This is a genomic window from Micromonospora sp. NPDC085948, from assembly GCF_040686315.1.
GTDB lineage: Bacteria > Actinomycetota > Actinomycetes > Mycobacteriales > Micromonosporaceae > Micromonospora.
This window is the reverse complement of the sequence record NZ_JBFBJW010000004.1, coordinates 237,234-253,779: the sequence shown is the minus strand read 5'-3', so window position 1 is coordinate 253,779 and position 16,546 is coordinate 237,234. Positions and strand designations below refer to the sequence as shown.

The 16,546-nt window shown below is 72.3% G+C and carries 15 protein-coding genes and 1 pseudogene; 6 read left to right on the top strand and 10 right to left on the bottom strand.

What is annotated here, in order from left to right; all coding sequences use genetic code 11:
• The 3 genes from AB0O48_RS13635 to AB0O48_RS13625 all read right to left on the bottom strand — a co-directional run bounded on the left by AB0O48_RS13635 (nucleotide 1) and on the right by AB0O48_RS13625 (nucleotide 2,192).
• Entirely contained in the window at nucleotides 1-903 is a 903-nt protein-coding gene (locus AB0O48_RS13635; RefSeq protein ID WP_365065478.1) for a sulfurtransferase, read from the bottom strand.
• A gap of 72 nt (nucleotides 904-975) precedes the next feature.
• The gene (locus tag AB0O48_RS13630; RefSeq protein ID WP_357243074.1) at nucleotides 976-1,422 is read right to left on the bottom strand and encodes a hypothetical protein; all 447 of its coding nucleotides are present in this window, start codon (nucleotides 1,420-1,422) and stop codon (nucleotides 976-978) included.
• Nucleotides 1,423-1,424: 2 nt separating this feature from the next.
• Complete coding sequence (locus AB0O48_RS13625) at nucleotides 1,425-2,192, bottom strand: SGNH/GDSL hydrolase family protein (protein ID WP_357243071.1); 768 nt, start codon at nucleotides 2,190-2,192, stop codon at nucleotides 1,425-1,427.
• A gap of 414 nt (nucleotides 2,193-2,606) precedes the next feature.
• Between AB0O48_RS13625 and AB0O48_RS13620 the strand changes: the two genes are divergently transcribed.
• The 4 genes from AB0O48_RS13620 (at nucleotide 2,607) to AB0O48_RS13605 (ending at nucleotide 6,035) form a co-directional block, all read left to right on the top strand.
• Nucleotides 2,607-4,376: a proline--tRNA ligase gene (locus AB0O48_RS13620; RefSeq protein WP_365065473.1), complete on the top strand. Its 1,770-nt coding sequence runs from the start codon at nucleotides 2,607-2,609 to the stop codon at nucleotides 4,374-4,376.
• Between the two features lie 57 nt (nucleotides 4,377-4,433).
• Nucleotides 4,434-4,859 carry a CBS domain-containing protein gene (locus AB0O48_RS13615; protein ID WP_030487636.1) on the top strand — a complete coding sequence of 142 codons (426 nt, stop codon included), beginning with the start codon at nucleotides 4,434-4,436 and terminating at the stop codon, nucleotides 4,857-4,859.
• Between the two features lie 67 nt (nucleotides 4,860-4,926).
• Complete coding sequence (locus AB0O48_RS13610; RefSeq protein WP_357243062.1) at nucleotides 4,927-5,355, top strand: SufE family protein; 429 nt, start codon at nucleotides 4,927-4,929, stop codon at nucleotides 5,353-5,355.
• A 20-nt stretch (nucleotides 5,356-5,375) separates the two neighbouring features.
• Complete coding sequence (locus AB0O48_RS13605; RefSeq protein WP_365065469.1) at nucleotides 5,376-6,035, top strand: DsbA family oxidoreductase; 660 nt, start codon at nucleotides 5,376-5,378, stop codon at nucleotides 6,033-6,035.
• A 76-nt stretch (nucleotides 6,036-6,111) separates the two neighbouring features.
• On the opposite strand, the gene AB0O48_RS13600 is transcribed toward AB0O48_RS13605, so the two are convergent.
• The 5 genes and pseudogenes from AB0O48_RS13600 to AB0O48_RS13580 form a co-directional block, all read right to left on the bottom strand.
• On the bottom strand, nucleotides 6,112-6,660 hold the full coding sequence (locus tag AB0O48_RS13600; RefSeq protein ID WP_357244069.1) for a YbaK/EbsC family protein: 549 nt from the start codon (nucleotides 6,658-6,660) through the stop codon (nucleotides 6,112-6,114).
• 95 nt (nucleotides 6,661-6,755) lie between these two features.
• Nucleotides 6,756-6,950 (bottom strand): hypothetical protein, encoded by a 195-nt coding sequence (locus AB0O48_RS13595; RefSeq protein WP_357243056.1) that lies wholly within the window; start codon nucleotides 6,948-6,950, stop codon nucleotides 6,756-6,758.
• A gap of 37 nt (nucleotides 6,951-6,987) precedes the next feature.
• A complete protein-coding gene (locus tag AB0O48_RS13590; protein ID WP_365065465.1) occupies nucleotides 6,988-7,770 on the bottom strand; it encodes an NAD(P)H-binding protein in 783 nt (260 codons plus the stop codon).
• A 250-nt stretch (nucleotides 7,771-8,020) separates the two neighbouring features.
• Complete coding sequence (locus tag AB0O48_RS13585; RefSeq protein ID WP_365065462.1) at nucleotides 8,021-9,409, bottom strand: MFS transporter; 1,389 nt, start codon at nucleotides 9,407-9,409, stop codon at nucleotides 8,021-8,023.
• 58 nt (nucleotides 9,410-9,467) lie between these two features.
• A pseudogene (locus AB0O48_RS13580) lies at nucleotides 9,468-9,784 on the bottom strand (hypothetical protein).
• 162 nt (nucleotides 9,785-9,946) lie between these two features.
• Here AB0O48_RS13580 and AB0O48_RS13575 point away from each other — a divergent pair.
• Together AB0O48_RS13575 and AB0O48_RS13570 are read left to right on the top strand one after the other, a co-directional pair.
• Nucleotides 9,947-14,389, top strand: coding sequence for an HAD-IC family P-type ATPase (locus AB0O48_RS13575; RefSeq protein ID WP_365065899.1), 4,443 nt, complete (start codon nucleotides 9,947-9,949; stop codon nucleotides 14,387-14,389).
• A 51-nt stretch (nucleotides 14,390-14,440) separates the two neighbouring features.
• The gene (locus AB0O48_RS13570) at nucleotides 14,441-15,241 is read left to right on the top strand and encodes an MBL fold metallo-hydrolase (protein WP_357243045.1); all 801 of its coding nucleotides are present in this window, start codon (nucleotides 14,441-14,443) and stop codon (nucleotides 15,239-15,241) included.
• Nucleotides 15,242-15,315: 74 nt separating this feature from the next.
• On the opposite strand, the gene AB0O48_RS13565 is transcribed toward AB0O48_RS13570, so the two are convergent.
• Together AB0O48_RS13565 and AB0O48_RS13560 are read right to left on the bottom strand one after the other, a co-directional pair.
• Nucleotides 15,316-15,735, bottom strand: coding sequence for a CBS domain-containing protein (locus AB0O48_RS13565; protein ID WP_357243042.1), 420 nt, complete (start codon nucleotides 15,733-15,735; stop codon nucleotides 15,316-15,318).
• A 417-nt stretch (nucleotides 15,736-16,152) separates the two neighbouring features.
• Nucleotides 16,153-16,527, bottom strand: a complete 375-nt coding sequence (locus AB0O48_RS13560; protein WP_357243038.1) for a YciI family protein — start codon at nucleotides 16,525-16,527, stop codon at nucleotides 16,153-16,155.
• Nucleotides 16,528-16,546: the final 19 nt, after the last annotated feature.

Below are 16,546 nucleotides of genomic sequence, written 5' to 3'. Positions count from 1 at the left end.
TCAGGCGGCCAGGCCACCGGGCTGGTCGCCCTTGACGACGGGTGCCCGGACCAGGTTGCCCCACTCGGTCCACGAGCCGTCGTAGTTGCGTACCTGCGGGTAGCCCAACAGGTGCCGCAGCACGAACCAGGTGTGGCTGGACCGCTCGCCGATCCGGCAGTACGCGATCACGTCGTCGTCGGGGCTCAGCCCGAGCTGGTCGGCGTAGATCGCCTTCAGCTCGTCGGCCGACTTGAACGTGCCGTCCTCGTTGGCGGCCGACTTCCACGGCTTGCTGACCGCGCCCGGGATGTGGCCGCCCCGCAGCGCGCCCTCCTGCGGGTAGTCCGGCATGTGCAGCGTCTCGCCCGTGTACTCACCCGGCGACCGGACATCGACAAGCGGCCGGCCGGCGGCGATGTGCGCCATGACCTGCTCACGGTAGGCCCGCAGCGGCGCGTCGTCGCGCAGCGGCACCGGGTAGTCGGCGCGGGGACGGGCCGGCTTGTCGCGGGTCACCTCGCGCCCCTCGGCGATCCACTTCTGCCGGCCGCCGTCGAGCAGCCGCACGTCGGCGTGGCCGAAGAGCGAGAACACCCATAGGGCGTACGCGGCCCACCAGTTGAAGTTGTCGCCGTAGAAGACGACCGTGTCATCCCGGCCGATGCCCTTCGCGGCGCACAACTCGGCGAAGCGCTCGGCATCCAGATAGTCGCGGGTCACCTGGTCGTTCAGCTCCAGGTGCCAGTCGACCTTGACAGCACCGGGGATGTGACCCGATTCGTAGAGCAGTACGTCCTCGTCGGACTCGACAACCACGAGGCCCTCGTCGCCCAGGTGCTCGGCCAGCCACTCGGTGGTGACCAGCCGTTGCGGATCTGCGTACGACTGAAGGCGGGGATCAGGATCGTTCGGCACAGACATGATCCCCAAACTACGCCGTAACCCGGGCCGGTGAACGGCCATCGGGGTGCGACGGAGCGCACGTGACGGGCCTCAGGCGCGGCGGTGGGCGATCCGGCCGGCGACCACGGTCACCAGGCAGACACCGTCGGCGGCATGGACCGCGAGATCGGCGCGCTCACCCGGACGCAGCGTGGGCGGCACCGCGGCGGGCAGCGCGAGCAGGTCGCCCCGGTCGACGGCGACCCGCAGCGCCGGGTCGGCCAGGTGCTCTGCCAGCACCGCTGTCACCCCGGTCCGCAGCAACGCGTGCACCCGCTCGCGTGGGGTGGGCGCTGCCGGCAGCGGGGCGTCGTGCAGCAGGCCCGGCCCCAGGGTGCCGGGCCACCGGCGGACCCGGACATCCGCGTACGCCGCGCGCAGGTCGGCCAGCGGTCCGACGGCCTCGATGCGGTCCCCGCTCACCAGCACGGCGTGATCGGGTTGCGACGCACCATCGGCGGTACGTCGCAGCAGTGGAGCGGTGTGCAGCGTGCGCACGGTCAGTCGACGATCGGCCCGAGCAGCGGGCGCTTCGCCGTCACGGTGTCGCCGGACGACCGGCCGGTCAGCCGTCGCTTCACCCAGGGTGCGAGGTGCCGACCGGCCCACCGCACGTCGGCGGCACGGGCCGCCAACCACGGCGACGGCGCCGGGTGCGGCGGGACCATCAGCCACTCCTCGTCGCAACCGACCCCGAGCGCGTTTAACACCTGCCCCGCGACCCGCCGGTGACCTGCCGGGGAGAGGTGCAACCGATCGGTGCTCCACAGCATCGGGTTGAGGAACACGTCGTCGGCGTACAGGTCGACCATGATCGCGCCGTGCCGCTCGGCGGTCTCCCCGACGGCCTGGTTGAGCAACTGCACCCGGGGGGCGACGAGGCGCTGGCCGGGCAGTCGGGCCATCACGTCGGCGAACCGGAAGAGCAGCACGTCCGCGCCGCCCGAACGCAGTTGCCGGACCACCTCGTCGAAGCGGGACACCAGCGTGTCCGGATCGAAGGTACGGCGCAGCACGTCGTTGCCGCCGGCCGCGAAACTGATCAGGTCCGGCTTCATCGCCACGGCCGACGGCACCTGCTCGGCTACCACGCTGGGGAAGAGCCGACCCCGGATGGCCAGGTTCGCGTACCGGAAGTCGGGTCCCGCCTCGGCGGCGAGGCGGGTCGCCACCAGGTCTGCCCAGCCCCGGAAGGTGCCGTCCGGGTACGCGTCATCCATGCCTTCGGTGAAACTGTCCCCGACCGCGACAAAACTGCGCCAGCGCACCCGCGCCCCCTCACACCGCTCGTTGCCTGCGGCGACCAGTCTGTCACCGCGGGCGCGGCGGGTAGTGCCCCGATCGGGCGACGTGGCGGAGGTCATTGGCGGGCCGGATCGTCCGGCGCAGTCGCGGGTTGGGCCTCCGGCCGGTCGACCCTGCCCTGATGAGCCTGATGCCTGTGAGTCATCGTGATGACTCACAGGCATCAGTAACGTCGGGCGCACCGGTCAGTCGAGCGCGTTGATGATCTGCATGTCCCGCAGGCTCGCCGGCTCGGCCTGCTCGGCGAACTTGATGCCCTTCCAGACGTCGCGCTGATCGCCGATGGTTGCCGCCCTGGGCGCCAACTTCGACAGTTACGCCCCCCGTCGGGCCGAATTGGATCGTCGGGCCGGGCGCACACGCTCTAGGCTGCGCGAATGCTGCTACGCATGTCGACCCTGTTGCTCCGGACCCTGCGCGAGGACCCGGCCGACGCGGAGGTGCCGAGCCACCGGCTTCTCCTGCGCGCCGGTTACATCCGCCGCGCCGCGCCGGGCGGCTACACCTGGCTGCCGCTGGGCAAGCTGGTGCTGGACCGGATCACCGACGTGGTGCGTGGCGAGTTGTTCGCGATCGGCGACCAGGAGGTGCACTTCCCGGCGCTGCTGCCCGCCGAGCCGTACCGGACCAGCGGGCGGTGGACGGAGTACGGCGACGACATCTTCACCCTCGCCGACCGGCGCGGCGCCGAGCACCTGTTGGCACCCACCCACGAGGAGATGGCGGCGCTGCTGGTCAAGGACCTGGTCACCTCGTACCGGGACTTCCCGCTGACGCTGTTCCAGGTGCAGACGAAGTTCCGCGACGAGGCCCGACCCCGGGCCGGACTGCTGCGCGGCCGGGAGTTCCTGATGAAGGACGCGTACTCCTTCGACCTGGACGACGCGGGGCTGCGGGACGCGTACGCCCGGCATCGCGCGGCGTACCGGCGGATCTTCGACCGGTTGGGCCTGGACTACACGGTGGTGCACGCGATGTCCGGGGCGATGGGTGGTTCCGCGTCGGAGGAGTTCCTGGCGGCGACACCGGTCGGCGAGGACACCTTCGTCGGCTGCACCGCCTGCGACTACGCGGCCAACACCGAGGCGGTGGTCACCCGGGCGCCGGCCGCCGGTGACCCGACCACGCAGCCGGCCGTCGAGGTGCACGACACCCCGGACACCCCGACGATCGCCGGTCTGGTGGAGCTGGCGAACGCCCGCCGGTTGGGCGGTCGGGACGGCTGGACCGCCGCCGACACCCTGAAGAACGTGGTGCTGTCCGTTCGGCAGCCGGGTGCCGACCGGGCCGAGCCGCTGGTGATCGGGCTGCCCGGGGACCGGGAGGTCGACCTGAAGCGGGTCAGCGCCGCACTGGCGCCGGCCCAGGTGGCTGTCTTCGACGAGTGGACCGAGCATCCCGAGCTGGTCCGCGGGTACCTCGGGCCGCAGGTGCTCGACAAGCTGGGCATCCGCTACCTGACCGATCCCCGGGTGGTGCCCGGCTCGGCGTGGCTGACCGGGGCGAACGAGCCGGGCCGGCACGCGACCGACGTGGTCTGCGGGCGGGACTTCACGCCCGACGGGACGATCGAGGCGGCCGAGGTGCGCGCCGGGGACAGCTGCTCGGCCTGCGCCGACGGCGAGCTGACGATCCGGCGGGGCATCGAGATCGGCCACATCTTCCAGCTCGGTCGCCGCTACACCGACGCGTTCGCGGTCGACGTGCTCGGACCGGACGGTAAGCCGGTCCGGCCGACCATGGGCTGCTACGGCATCGGAGTGTCCCGGGCGGTCGCGGCGATCGCCGAGCAGCACCACGACGACCGGGGTCTGGTCTGGCCGGCCGCGATCGCGCCGTGCGACGTACATCTGGTGGTTGCGGGCAAGGGGCCGCAGCTCGACGCGGCGCTGGAGTTGGGCGGACGTCTCGCCGCCGCCGGCCTGCGGGTGCTTGTCGACGACCGCACGCACGTCTCGGCCGGGGTCAAGTTCACCGACGCGGAGCTGATCGGCATCCCCCGGGCCGTCGTGGTCGGCCGCCGACTCACCGAGGGGTACGTCGAGCTGCGCGTACGGGCCGGCGACGGGCGCGCCGAGGTGCCACTTGACGGTCTGGTGGCCCGACTCGTGCACGAGGTACGTCAGGAACGTGGAAACCTGGTGTAGCTACCGCGTCACCGGGTAGATCAGTTCGATCGGGTGTATTCGTCTTCGGAGGCTCTCATGACCGGTTACCGGGTCAGTGACGTGATGACCAAGCAAGTCGTGTACCTGCCGGCGGAGACCACCCTGGACGAAGCGGCCAGGGTGATGAAGGAGGCGGACATCGGTGACGTGGTGGTCACCGACGGCGCCAGCCTCGCCGGCATGCTCACCGACCGGGACATCGTGGTGCGGGCCGTGGCGGAGAACAGCTCGCCCGCGGCCACCACCATCGGCTCGATCGTCACCCGCGAGGTGGTCATGATCGAGCAGCACTGCACGGCGGGCGAGGCGGCGGCGCTCATGCGGGACCGGGGCATCCGCCGGGTGCTGGTCTGTGACAGCGATCGCAAGCTGGTCGGGATCGTCTCGCTCGGCGACCTGGCCATGCAGCTCGACCCCACGAGCGCGCTCAGCGAGATCAGCGAGCAGTCTCCGACGGTGTGACGAACGGGTCGGGGGCTCGGTATGCGCCGCCGACCTGTTCGCGAATGGCCGGCGGTAGCCTCGACGCATGGCTGACATGCCGGCCCGACTGGCCGAGATCGTCGACGAGTTCGCTGCCGCGCCGCGCGACCTGGTGCTGGAGATGCTCCTGGAGTACGCGGACGTCATCCCGGTGCTGCCGGAGGGCACCGTCGAACGCGAGGGCATGGAGCAGGTGCCCGAGTGTCAGACGTCGTTCTTCCTGCGCGCCAAGGTGACCCCGCACGGCACCGTGACGACGATCTTCGACTGCCCGCCGGAGGCGCCGACGACCCGGGCGTTCGCCGGGATCCTCGCCGAGGGGTTGGCCCTGGCCAGCCCGGAGGAGGTGCTGGCCGTGCCGGACGACCTCTACCAGCGGATGGGCCTGGCGCAGGCGATCAGCCCGCTGCGGATCCGCGGTGGCACGGCGATCCTGGGCCGGCTCAAGCGTCAGGTGCGGGAACAACTCGCCTGACCGCGAGGTTGCCACCGATCATGGAGATCGAGATCTACGCGGACGTCATCTGCCCGTGGTGCTACATCGGCAAGCGCCGCCTGGACGAGGCTCTCGCCAGCTACCCGGGCGAGGTGACGGTCCGCTACCGGCCGTTCCAGCTCGACCCGTCGCCGGTCGCCGAGCCGCTCCCGCTGGTGCAGGCGCTGGCCGGCAAGTTCGGCGGGCCGGAGCGCGCCCAGCAGATGGTCGCGCACGTGACCCAGGTCGCGGCCGCGGACGGGCTTCGGCTGGACTACGACCGCGCGGTGATCGCGAACACCTTCGACGCGCACCGGCTGGTCTCCTACGCCACCGACCACGGTCGGGCGGCCGAGATGGTGGAGGCGCTCTACCAGGCGCACTTCAACAACGGGCTCGACGTGGGCTCGCGGGAGGCGCTGGCCACCCTGGCCGGCACGATCGGCCTGGACGCGGCCGACGCACGCCGCTTCCTCGACTCCGACGAGCGCGTCACCGAGGTCGCGGCCGAGTTGGCCACCGCCCGGGACCTCGGCATCACCAGCGTGCCGACCTTCGTCCTGGCCGGGAAGTACGCGGTCAGCGGCGCACAGGAGGTGCAGACCCTGCTCGCCGCGCTCAGCGAGGTCGAGCAGCGCGAGGCAGCGGAAGGCGAGCAGCGCGAGGCAGCGGCACGCTGAGCCACCCGGGCACCCGGGCACCCGGCATCGATGATCACGATGTTTCACGTGCAACAACATCGATGCCGGTGTCTGTTCAGGCTGGCCTGGCCAGCCCTTCCACGACCTGCGCGCCCGGCAGTGCGCCCAACGCCGGCCCCGGCAGCGCGATCTTGCTGTGCCGTACGCCGGATCCGATGATCACGTGCGGAGTGGCGATGACCCGTGCGTCCACCAGGATCGGCCACTGCGCCGGCAGCCCGATCGGGGTGATGCCGCCGTACTCCATCCCGGTCAACTCGACCGCGTCGGCCATCGGGGCGAAGCTCGCCTTGCGGACGTCGAGCGCCCGACGGGCCACCCCGTTCACGTCGGCCCTGGTGGTGGCCAGGACGATGCAGGCCGCGTAGCGGACCACACCCTCACGCTTGCCCGCCACCACGACACAGTTGGCCGACACGTCCAGTCCCACCTCGTACGCCGCACAGAACGCGGCGGTGTCGGCGAGTTCGGCGTCGATCGGCGCGACCAGCACGTCGTTGACGTCCACCGGCGCCTCGGCGGGCCACTGCGCGATGGCCTCCGCCACCGGCGGGGCGAGCAGGTCCAGGCGGGCGCGGGCGGGTTCGGTCTTCAGCGTTCCCATCACGGGTGCGATCCTCGCATCCGCCACGCTGAACCGCCCGACGGCTCCCGGTCCGTTTCGGGACGCCACCGGCCCGGGCCGAACCGATCCGGTGCTCAACTGCCGGCGAGGAACGCGTTGTCGCGCAGGAACGACTGGTCCCTGGCGGCTGCCAACTCCTCCTCGCGCCGGGCCCTGGCCCGTTGCAACTCCAGGTCCTCCAATGCGTGCCGGACTCCCAGCCGGATCACGCCGTAGAGGAAGACGAAACCGAAGACGTAGAGGATCACCGTGGTGACGACAGCGAACATGGCGTCACCGTAAGACGAACGTGAACCGTTGTTGCTCTCATTTCCGCCCCGTTCCCCCGTACGTGTCGGCGAGGTGGTCGGCCCAGGTACGAGCACCCCGGGGCAGTGCCTCGGTGACCAGGCCACCGGCGCGCAACTCGCGACCGAGCCGGCCGGGGATCCGTACCGGCAGCAGCGGTCGACGCGAGCCTCGGGCCTCCCGCCACGCCCGGGCCGCCTCGTCGAAGCGCAGCACCTGCGGTCCGCCGTACTCCTCGACGGCGCCCAGCGGGCCGGCGACCAGCCGAGCCGCCAGCCGGGCCGCCACCTCACCCGGGTCGACCGGTTGGGCGAGCACCGCCCGGTCCCCGATCACCGGCCCCAGCCGCGCGCTGGAGGCGAGCAGGTCGTCCAGGAACTGCGGGAACTGGGTGGCCCGCAGCACCGACCACGGCACCGGACCCGCAGCGACCACCTCCTCGGCGGCGAGCTTGTGCCGGTAGTACGGGATCGGCACCCGGTCCACGCCGACGATCGAGACGTAGACGAGGTGTCCCACCCCCGCCGCGCCAGCGGCCACCACCAGTCGGCGGGTGCCCAACACGTCCACCTGATAGGTCTGCCCGCCCTTCGGTGCGGACGCCAGGTGCAGCACCGCGTCCATCCCGGACAGCGCCTCGGACAGCCCGCGGCCCGTCGCGAGGTCCGCCACCACCCACTCGGCCTCGGACCTGGCGTGCGGGCGTCGGCTGGTGGCCCGGACACCCACCCCGGCACTGTGCAGTCGGGCCAGCACCGCACGTCCCAGGCGACCGCCCGCTCCGGTGACCAGAACCCTCATCTCGTCCTCCTCCTCTCCTGCTGGGGACCACGGCACGCCGTCGGCGCACGCGGTATGGACGAGACGACGTGGCGGTTCGTTACCGGCTCTGCCCCGGCTCACGCCGAGCGGATCAGGTCCAGCACGGTCAGCAGTGCGAAGAACGAGATCACGATCTCGTTGACGATCCAGGCATGACCCTCGGCCCACTCCCGCATCTCGCCCGCCATCCTCCTGGCCCAACCGGGCCGGCCGCGACCGAATCCCCGGATCACCCGCCCGGCCGGGCGGTACCGCCCACCACGACGCGGCCGGCCAACAGGGCCCCGAGCAGTGCCAGGCCCGCCGTCACCGCCAGAGTCGCCGCGTAACTGGCCGGGCCGGGCGCGCTCCCCGCGGCCAGCACGGCACCTGTCAACGCGAGCACCGTCGCCGCGAAGAGGGAGTCGCCCAGTTGCAGGGAGGAACTGTTGCGGCCCTGTTCGCCGGGGGCGGACAGCTCCAGGGTGAGCACCGACAACGACGGGTAGAGCAGCCCCATGCCGAGGCCGGCCGCCGCCCACCCGAGCACGGCGACAGCCACCGGCAACTCCGGCCAGACGGCCAGCGCCACCGTGACCGTGCCGACCGTGATGCAGCTCAACCCGGCGCGCGGCAGGCTGGCCCGCGACGCCGGCACCGGGATCCGGCCCTGCAACCAGGAGCCGGCCGACCAGGCCAGCGCGCCGACCGTGAGGACCAGCCCGGCGGCGGTGGGCGAGAGGCCCCGCTCCCGGGAGAGCATCAACGGGATGACCACCTCGGCGCCGACGAAGGCCGCCGACGCCAGCCCGCGCAGGCCCACCACCGTGGGAAGCCCCCGGGCCGCCCGCAGGAACCCGGCCGGCAGCAGGCGCGGGGCACAGACCAGCAGGCCGACCACGGCAAGCGCGATGAGCGTCAGGGCGGGAACGCCGCGCTGCTGCCCCCCGATGTGCAACAGAGCGGCGCTCACCGCGGCCCCGCACGCCCAACCGATCCGTCCCGCCGCGCCGGCCGGTAGCCGGGTAACCGCGCTCCGCCCCAGCGACCGCAGGCCGGGATGGATCAACAACACCGCCGGCACGGCCACCGCCGGCACCGCGAGGAAGACCCACCGCCAGTCCAGGTACTCCACGATCAGGCCGGCCACCGCCGGCCCCACCAGCGACGGTACGACCCACGCCGCCGCGAACGCCGCGAAGATCCGCCGGTGCAGTTCCGGCGGGTACGCCTGCCCGACGATCACGTAGAGCGCCACCGAGAGCAGCCCGGAGCCGAATCCCTGCACCACCCGCCCGACGACCAGCACACTCATCACGGGGGCGGTCCCGGCGATCAGCAACCCGACCACGAACCAGGTGACCCCGTGCCACATCGGACCTCGGGGGCCTCTGGCGTCACACCAGATGCCGGAGACCACCATGGCCAGCACGCCCGTGGCGAACGGGCCACCGAACGCGATCCCGTACAGCGCCACCCCGTCGAGGCTGCGGGCGACGGTCGGCATCGCCGTACCGACCGCCAGCGCCTCGAACGCGAGCAACGAGATCAAGGCGACGCTGCCCACCGTCATCGCGCGCAACCGGGGTGCGAACAACCCCGGTACGGCCGGTGCGTCGGTGGCGACTGTGCTCGGCATGACCCGAGCATGCGACTTCAACCTGGATTCAGGTCAATCGCCGGTGACCCGGCTCTCCTCAGGCGTCCTGAAGCGCCTGCCCGACCCCGCGCACCACTCCCGACAGATGCTGGTCAGCCAGCAGGTGGCCGGCCGTGATCACCAGGGCGATCGGCCACTCGATGACCTGGAGTGCGGCGAGCACACCGAGCCCCGCGTAGTAGGCGACCTTGTCCGGTGGCGGCACCGCCACGTCACCCAGCACCGGTAAGGCCACCTGCCGGTTGTACATCCGGACGTTCTCCCCCGAGCCGTTCAGATGTCGCGTCAGCGTGCTCATGTCGGCCTCCCCATGTCCGGTGATGGTCGTCGGGTTCCACGGCCCACCCCGTCCATGCACCGGCGGCCACGCAAAATTCCGCCGCTCGGGGGGCATAACGGATGGCAGGTCGGGAAGCCAGGCCGCCGGACGTGAGTGCGGTGGGAGGACGAAATGGCCAAGGTCAGGACCAGCAGCAACAGGGAGTCGGACCGGCGTCCGTCCAGCCGTACGCCTCGATGACGGCGGCGGGTCGCGCAGCCGGCCGCATCCTGCCGTCCTTCGGCATGCCGCACCTGGTCGGCGAGGCGTCCCGGACTGTCGGTTCGGCGGCGACCCGGCTGGCCCGGACGGCCGGGCTGACGCGGCGGCGGGTCTGGTCCCGGCCGGGCCGACACCACATCGAGGTGCACGGTGTCTGCCAGGACGGCGGAAACCGGCTGGCCCGTCAGGTGGAGGGCGCGTTGGAGCGTCTGCCCGGCGTCGCCTGGGCTCGGGTCAACGCCCCGTCCGGGCGGGTGGTGGTTGCCGTCGAGACCCCCGAGCCGGCGTTGCGCGACCTGATCGCCACGATCAGCCGGGTCGAGCGGACCTGTGACCACGAACCCGACCCGGAGATCCCACCACCGCATCCGCCGGAGGAGGGGCCGCGCACCCCCCGTACCCTCGGCGCGCTCGCCTCCGATGCCCTGGGCCTGACCATCTCGGCGGCCACCCGGATCCTGCCGTTCGCGCCGCTGCCCGGTGAGGTGGCCGGCGTGCTCGCCGCGGTCGATCTACAGCCGAAGCTGCACGGGTTCATCGGCAAACGGCTGCGCTCCGACCCCCGCGCCGACATCCTCTTTCCGCTGGCCGAAGCGGTGGTGCAGGGCCTGACCGGCCGTTGGACCGGGATCGTCCTGGACGGTGCCCAGCGGGTGGTGCAGTGGGGCGAGGCGCGGGCGCAACTCGCCGCCTGGGAACGGGCCGAACCGCATCTGACCGGCGAGGCGGATCGAGCCACCGCCCGCTGGCCGGTCGTCGAGCGTCCCCGGCCGAAGCCGGACGGGCCGGTCGAGCGGTACGTCAACCGCATGCTCGGCGCGGGTGCGGCGGCTGGTGCGGCGGCGATGCCGTTCGCCGGGCCGAAACGGGCCATCGCGGTGGGCTTGTCGACGCTGCCGAAGGCGCCCGGCAGCGGACGCGAAGGGTACGCCGCGCAACTTGGCTGGATGCTGGCCCGGCGCGGAGTGATCGCGATGGACCGCAGCGTGCTGCGGGAGTTGGACCGGATCGACACGCTCGTGCTGGACGCCGCCGTGCTCGGCTCGGACCGGGGTGTCCTCGCCGATCTGGCGCCGGCGCCGGGCGCGGACGTCGACCAGGTGGCGGAGCAGGCCTTCGCGCTGTTCAACCCGGACGATCCGGCTGCTTCCCGCACGGCGGACGGCTGGCGGCTCGGACCGCTGGATCAGCTGCCCGGCACCGACCCGGTTGACATCCCGGACGGCGACCGGCTGCGCTCCGCCGGTGGCCAACTGCTCGGTCTCGTCCACGGCGACCGGCTCGCCGCGCTCCTGCGGGTCGAGCCGGAACCCGCGCCCGGCGTCGACGGCCTCCCGGCCGCCGCGCGGCAGGCTGGCCTGCGGCTGGTGGTGGCCGGCGGCGACGAGCAGCGGTACGGCTTCGCCGACGCGATGCTGCCCGGCGGCGACCAGCTGACCGAGTCGGTACGCGCGTTGCAGCGCGACGGCGCGGTGGTGATGCTGGTCTCGGCGGACCGCAGGGCGCTCGGCGCGTCCGACTGCGGTCTGGGGCTCGCCGCGCCGGAGGAACTGCCGCCGTGGGGCGCACACCTGCTGGTGGGCGCCGACCTGCGGGTGGTGGCCCTCGTCGTCGAGGCGACCGGCGTGGCCCGCCGTACGGCCCAGCAGAACATCAGACTGGCCATGGCGGGCACCGGTCTCGGGGCACTGGGCGCGTTCACCGCTCCGCCGACCCAACTGCCGCACAAGGCGCTCGTCGCGGTCAACGGCGCGGCCGGGTTGGCCTTCGCGAACGGGGTCTGGCAGGCCCGCCGGCTACGCGACCAGTCGGACACCCCGGCACCGGTGGCGACCGCCTGGCACCTGATGCCGGTCCGAACCGTGCTGGACCACCTGCACACCACGCCGGACGGTCTGGCCAGCGCGGAAGCGCAGCGCCGGCACCACGACGGTGGCGGGAACGGCGATGCCGGACCGGGACGCGGCGGTCTGCTGCGCGCCTTCGTGGACGAGTTGTCCAACCCGCTGACCCCGGTCCTGGCCGCCGGGGCGGTGCTGTCCGCGTCGTTCGGTTCGCTTGTCGACGCCGCGCTCGTGGGCAGCGTGGTCGGCGGATCCGCACTGATCGGCGCGGTGCACGAACGCAACACCGAACGGTCACTCGCGGAACTGCTGTCCCGTTCGGCGGTGACCGGGCGGGTCCGCCGAGATGGTGGCGAGCAGGTTCTCGCCGCCGAGGACCTGGTCCTCGGTGACGTCATCGCCCTGGAGCCGGGTGACTCGGTGCCCGCCGACTGCCGCGTCCTCGAATCGGTGGGCCTGGAGGCGGACGAGTCGTCACTGACCGGTGAGTCACTGCCGGTCGCCAAGTCCAACCGGCCGGTGGTGGCCGCCGCCATCGCCGATCGACACTCGATGCTCTACGAGGGCACCACCGTCGCCGCCGGGCACGGCACTGCCGTGGTGGTCGCGACCGGGTCGGACACCGAAGCCGGCCGCAGCCTGGCGCTCGTCCGGCAGGCCCCACCAACAAGTGGGGTGGAGGCCCGCCTCGGTTCGTTGACCAGCGCCGCCATCCCGTTGGCCGCCGGTTCGGCGGTGGCGGTGGCCGGCGCGGGCCTGCTTCGGGGCGTACCCCTGGCCGAGACGGCGGCGACCGCGGCGAACCTCGCCGTGGCGTCGGTGCCGGAGGGGTTGCCGTTCCTGGTCAGCGCGGCGCAGTTGGCCGCCGCCCGGCGGTTGGCCGAGCACGGCGCGTTGGTCCGCAACCCGCGCACCATCGAGGCGCTGGGTCGGGTGGATGTGCTCTGCTTCGACAAAACCGGCACCCTCACCGAGGGCCAGTTGCTGCTCGCCGGGGTCGGCGACGGCGTGGGCGACCGGTACGCCCCGGTGGACCGGCTCGACGACCGGCTCCAGTTGACGCTGGCCGCCGCGCTGCGCGCCACCCCCGCCGCGGCCAACCCGGAGGAGTTGGCGTTGCAGACCGACCGGGCGGTGCGGCGGGGCGCGGGCGTGGCCGGGGTGGTGGAGCAGACCGGCGCGGCTGGTTGGCGGGCTGCCGGCGGGCTGCCGTTCGAACCGTCCCGTGGCTATCACGCGAGCGTCGGGGAGACCGACGGCCGCCTGTTGTTGAGTGTCAAGGGCGCTCCGGAGACGGTGCTGCCGCGTTGTTCGGCCCGGCGCACCGACGGCAGTCAGGAGCCGCTCGACGACGCCGGGCGCGCGGAGCTGGAGCGGATGCTCGCCGATCGGGCCGGAGCGGGAAACCGGATCCTCGCCGTCGCCGAGTGCCAGGTGGACGACCCGAAGGTGACCGACAACGACGTCCGAGGGCTGACCTTCGTGGGTTTCCTGGCCCTCGCCGACGGGGTCCGGGAGAGCGCCGCCCCGGCGGTGCGCCGCATCCGGCAGGCCGGTGTGCACACCATCATGATCACCGGTGATCACCCCGCCACCGCCGAGGCGATCGCCGCCACCATCAGCGAGCACGACGAACAGCGGGTGGTCACCGCCGGCGAACTGGACCAACTGGACGACGACGCGCTCGCCGAGCGGTTGGCCAACACCGATGTGGTGGCCCGCTGCACCCCGGCGCACAAGGTGCGGATCATCCAGGCGTTGCAGAAGTGCGGGCGGACCGTCGCGATGACCGGTGACGGCGCCAACGACGCCCCGGCGATCCGGCTGGCCGACGTCGGCATCGCCCTCGGCCAGCGGGGCACCCCGGCCGCCCGCGCCGCAGCCGACCTGGTGGTCACCGACGACCGGCTGGAGACCATCATCGCCACCCTGATCGAGGGGCGGGCGATGTGGTCGTCGGTGCGGCACGCGCTCAGCATCCTGGTCGGTGGCAACCTCGGCGAGATCGCGTTCAGTGTGCTGACCGCCGCGGCCACCGGCCGCTCCGCGCTCACCGGACGACAACTGCTGCTGGTCAACCTGCTCACCGACCTGGCGCCGGCGCTGGCCATCGCGGTCCGGCCACCCGCGTCGGACCGCACCGACGCGCTGCTCCGCGAGGGTCCGGACACGGCGCTCGGTGAGAGCCTCACCAGGGAGATCGGCCTCCGGGCGGCAGCGACCACGCTGGGCGCGACCGCGGGTTGGACGTTGGCCCGATACACCGGACGCCGTCAGCGGGCCGGGACGGTCGCCCTGGTCAGCCTGGTCGGCACCCAACTCGGGCAGACCATCCTGGCCGGCGGCACCAGCCCCGCCGTGCTGGCGTCCACGGCGGCATCACTGGGCGTGCTCGTCGTGGTGGTGCAGACGCCGGGGGTGAGCCAGTTCTTCGGCTGCACCCCACTCGGACCGGTGGGCTGGACCATCGGGGCCGGCTCGGCGCTCGGCGCGACCTTCGCCAACGGCGCGCTCACCAGGCTGATGGAACACGTGCCCCAGGCCCGGCCGAACACCGCGCCCACGGACAGCTGAGCCGCATGCCCACCGCCCACCGGGGTACCGGAGCCGGAGGAGGTGGGCACGATGGTGGAGCAACCCCAGGTGACGTTCATCGGTACCGCGACGACGGTGCTGCGGATCGGCGGGTTCACCCTGCTGACCGACCCGAACTTCCTGCATCGGGGTCAGCGGGCGTACCTGGGCAAGGGTTTGTGGTCGCGCCGACGCACGGACCCGGCGCTGCGGATCGCCCAGCTCCCGGAGCTGGACGCGGTGGTCCTCTCCCACCTGCACGGCGACCACTTCGACCGGGTGGCCCGCCGCGAACTGGACCGTGACCTGCCCATCGTCACCACGCCAGCGGCCGAACGCCGCCTGCGTCGCTGGGGCTTCCAGGCCGCCCAGGGCCTGCCGACCTGGTCGTCCCGGGAACTGCACCGCGACGGTACGACACTGCGCCTGACCTCGATGCCCGGCCAACACGGCCCGGGTGCCCTGGACCTGCTGATGCCCGACGTCATGGGCACGATGATCGACGTGGAACGCGCCGGTGCTCGAGAGTTCCGGCTGTACGTCACCGGCGACACCCTCAACCGGCCGCTGCTCACCGCCATCCCCGAGCGCTACCCGGACATCGACGCCATGCTCATCCACCTCGGCGGCACGAGGGTCGCCGGGGTGCTGCTCACCATGGATGCCAGCCAGGGTGCCGACCTGACGGAACTGGTCCGCCCGAAGCTGACCGTGCCGATCCACTACGACGACTACCCGGTGTTCCGGTCCCCGCTCGCGCACTTCGTCGACGAGGCCCGCCGCCGGGGCTGGGTGAAGCAGGTACGCACCATCGCCCGCGGCGAGACCGCATCCCTCACCCCGCCCGACTGACCACCGATTCGCGCAGACCCCCGACACGGCGATCGCCGCCCACCCGGGGCGGCGATCGAGGACGGATGCGACGGTCAGCCGCGCTCGGAGATGGCCTCGATGAGGTCACCCACGGGCCGCTCCGGCAGGGAACGGGCCACGTCGGCGACGGCGACGATGCCGACCAGCTCATGCCCGTCGATCACTGGCAGCCGGCGTACCTTGTGCTGGCCCATGGTGCGCAGGATCTCGGCCGCGTCGTCGTCCGCGCCGATGGTCACCGCCTCGCCCTGGGCCAGCTCGCCCACCGTGACGTTGGCCGGATCGCGGCCTTCCGCAAGCACCTTCACCACGATGTCACGGTCGGTCAGCATGCCCTTCAGCCGGTTGTCCTCGCCGCAGATCGGCAGGGCGCCGACCCCCAGCTCTGCCATCTGCTTCGCGGCCGACTTCAGGTCGTCCTGCTCGCGGACACAGGTCACGTCGTTCGTCATGATCTCGCGTGCCGTAGGCATTGGTAAGACACCTCACTTCCGGGGGGTTGTTGCCGTTTCTCCTACCCCGGTCGGCCACGGCCATGCCGCCCGCCTTCACCTCACCGCGCCCGAGTCGTCACCCCGCGTCCGGGCGAAGGGGTCCCGGGACGGGCCCTGCTCGGCCCAGCAGAGGCCCCCGCGAAACTCCACTCCCGGAATGCCGTCGACCAGCTGGCTGATGTCCACGATGCTCGACACGGAGGTCGCCAGGTCCGATCGGAGCTCCTTGACCGCCGTCTCCAGGTCTCCTCTGTGGACCAGTCGATGTCCGCCGCACGCCGGTCGGCGACCGCGTGACCGGTGACCGCCGCCGGGTCGGTGACGAGCACCGACTGTTCATCCATGCACGGATCATGACAAAGGGCGGCGTCCCTTGACCGGGCACCGTCGGTGGTGTCACCCCCGACTGTCGGCGCGACCGAGCATCGCCTCCGTCTCGGGATCGGGCATGAGCTCCCGGACCTCCTGCGCGCAGCGGCAGGCAGCGGCAATCTTGGCAGCCCACGCCAATCCCTCCTCGCGGGTGGCCACGTCGACGACGACGAAACCGCCGATGACCTCCCTGGTCTCCGGGTAAGGGCCGTCGGTGACCGTCCCGTCGGGGGTCACGATGCTCGCCTGCTGCCTTTCGAGGCCGATGCCGTACACCCACGCGCCGGCGTTCACGGCCTCCTGGACCACCGCGTGCGCGGCCTTGCCCACGTCGGGCATCTCCTCAGCGGGGATGTGGTCCATCGCGCCGTCGTTGAACGAGATCAGGTATCGCGCCATCCTCGTGACTCCTTGTCCC

What these genes read in the sequence shown, in the direction of transcription:
- AB0O48_RS13635 (WP_365065478.1), bottom strand. Translation starts at nt 903, where the DNA reads ATGTCTGTGCCGAACGATCCTGATCCCCGCCTTCAGTCGTACGCAGAT.
- AB0O48_RS13620 (WP_365065473.1), top strand. Translation starts at nt 2,607, where the DNA reads ATGCTGCTACGCATGTCGACCCTGTTGCTCCGGACCCTGCGCGAGGAC.
- AB0O48_RS13615 (WP_030487636.1), top strand. Translation starts at nt 4,434, where the DNA reads ATGACCGGTTACCGGGTCAGTGACGTGATGACCAAGCAAGTCGTGTAC.
- AB0O48_RS13610 (WP_357243062.1), top strand. Translation starts at nt 4,927, where the DNA reads ATGGCTGACATGCCGGCCCGACTGGCCGAGATCGTCGACGAGTTCGCT.
- AB0O48_RS13605 (WP_365065469.1), top strand. Translation starts at nt 5,376, where the DNA reads ATGGAGATCGAGATCTACGCGGACGTCATCTGCCCGTGGTGCTACATC.
- AB0O48_RS13600 (WP_357244069.1), bottom strand. Translation starts at nt 6,660, where the DNA reads ATGGGAACGCTGAAGACCGAACCCGCCCGCGCCCGCCTGGACCTGCTC.
- AB0O48_RS13595 (WP_357243056.1), bottom strand. Translation starts at nt 6,950, where the DNA reads ATGTTCGCTGTCGTCACCACGGTGATCCTCTACGTCTTCGGTTTCGTC.
- AB0O48_RS13590 (WP_365065465.1), bottom strand. Translation starts at nt 7,770, where the DNA reads ATGAGGGTTCTGGTCACCGGAGCGGGCGGTCGCCTGGGACGTGCGGTG.
- AB0O48_RS13585 (WP_365065462.1), bottom strand. Translation starts at nt 9,409, where the DNA reads ATGCCGAGCACAGTCGCCACCGACGCACCGGCCGTACCGGGGTTGTTC.
- AB0O48_RS13575 (WP_365065899.1), top strand. Translation starts at nt 9,947, where the DNA reads ATGACGGCGGCGGGTCGCGCAGCCGGCCGCATCCTGCCGTCCTTCGGC.
- AB0O48_RS13570 (WP_357243045.1), top strand. Translation starts at nt 14,441, where the DNA reads ATGGTGGAGCAACCCCAGGTGACGTTCATCGGTACCGCGACGACGGTG.
- AB0O48_RS13565 (WP_357243042.1), bottom strand. Translation starts at nt 15,735, where the DNA reads ATGCCTACGGCACGCGAGATCATGACGAACGACGTGACCTGTGTCCGC.
- AB0O48_RS13560 (WP_357243038.1), bottom strand. Translation starts at nt 16,527, where the DNA reads ATGGCGCGATACCTGATCTCGTTCAACGACGGCGCGATGGACCACATC.